This is a genomic window from Atlantibacter hermannii, assembly GCF_009907385.1.
Lineage (GTDB): Bacteria > Pseudomonadota > Gammaproteobacteria > Enterobacterales > Enterobacteriaceae > Atlantibacter > Atlantibacter hermannii_A.
This window is the reverse complement of record NZ_JAAATR010000114.1, coordinates 1-1610: the sequence shown is the minus strand read 5'-3', so window position 1 is coordinate 1610 and position 1610 is coordinate 1. Positions and strand designations below refer to the sequence as shown.

Here is a 1610-nt window from a genome sequence, read left to right as displayed (position 1 = left end):
AGTAAATTTAATGTAGCGAAAGGATTCTTGAGGAAGCTTTTTAATTCCACAAATAAAATACAAATGAACTTGCCAGTTAACGAATTATCTGAGCTATTAGTTACAGAAATTGATGTTAACCTTTCAGAATACAAAAACATCATATTTGTAGCTCACAGCATGGGAGGGTTAGTTGCTAAATCATGCATTTTAAAAATGATAAAATATGGCCGCAATGATAATATTAAAGGTTTTATTTCTCTTGCCGTTCCCCATGCTGGCTCTGAGCTTGCGTCCTACTCATCAATGATATCATCAAGTGCGCAGATAAAAGATTTGAAAGTATTTAGTGATGAGACTGATTCTTTAAATAGAGAATGGCTTGCGTCAAATCAAACGCCAAGTTCAAAATTCATTTATGGCACAAATGATTTAATTGTAAATAAAAAAAGTGCATTACCAGTTCAAATCCTAGCAAAAGACTCAGTAGCAGTTCATGAAGATCACGGTACAATCTGTAAGCCTTCAGATACTGATAACAATGTATATAAATTAGTAAAAAGATTTATATTAGAAATTGATCGTGACAATCGAGAACCATTAGTAATAAATGATTTCGTCGATGAAAATCAATATGATAATGAATATTTCGTATTAAAAATGATTGTAGCTGATGTGCACGATGACATTTCTAATCATGCAAAGGAATATTATTATAATGCGGAATTAGCAAGAAACTTCTTTACAAGCGATCGTGACAGAGCGATATTAGATGGATTATATCGTAAAATTAAAGGCTTATATCAAACCCAGTTTCAATCAGCCATAGCTAACCATCTCACTTCTGATCAGTTATTATCAGCGATCCACAAAAAAATTGAAGATGAAGATCGTGTTGCATTAAATGTTTTACTTTCAGATTTCGATAACTTGCATAAAAAAGGTATGCTTCATCAGTTAGCCAACAAATCAAATAGAGATGTAATTTGGTCTGCTGATACTACACTTGAATCGCTCAATCAACTCAGGAGTAGTCAGTGAACATTTTACCTTATATCCCATTAGATGAAGAGTTTAGTCTCAATCTTTGCATATTAATAATTATCACTGAGGGCTTAGGAGAAAATAAAAACTCTGACGCTGTGATGGATATTAATAAAGCGCAGATATTCATGTATTTGATAAAAAACCCATCTAAAATTGAGCGGGCGATGTTTTTAGCTGGTAAAAAAATACCAATAATTGATAGGGAGGAGACTTATACGATAAAAGGTCTCTCTCTAAATGTTGATATTTTATTTAATAGTAGAAAAATAAAAGAGTTAATAAAATACCTATCTTGCAAGGGGCTTATTGAGGCTTTAAGAAATGATGGCGTTACATTAATTAAACTATCAGAGAATGGAAAGCTCTTCGTCAATAATTTAGATTCTGATTTTTTTAATCAGATTAAACAACACGTAAAATCCATTTCTGCTTTAAAATCCTGCACAACACCCAAGCTCAATAAATTGATAAATGACTTAGTAAGGATATCAGAATGAAATCATATTTAAGGATTGAAAAATTAATTCTCGCAGGGTTAAGAAAAAATTATATTGTTTCTTTTGAGAATGGGTTAAATATTATTC

2 protein-coding genes are annotated in these 1610 nt (G+C 31.4%); both read left to right on the top strand.

All coding sequences use genetic code 11. The features are described from left to right. The coding region (locus tag GV764_RS21305; protein ID WP_236651927.1) for an ABC-three component system protein at nucleotides 1-1020 on the top strand (1020 nt) is incomplete at its 5' end. Beyond that, the gene (locus GV764_RS21300) at nucleotides 1017-1523 is read left to right on the top strand and encodes an ABC-three component system middle component 4 (RefSeq protein ID WP_161662058.1); all 507 of its coding nucleotides are present in this window, start codon (nucleotides 1017-1019) and stop codon (nucleotides 1521-1523) included. The genes GV764_RS21305 and GV764_RS21300, both read left to right, overlap by 4 nt. Nucleotides 1524-1610: the final 87 nt, after the last annotated feature.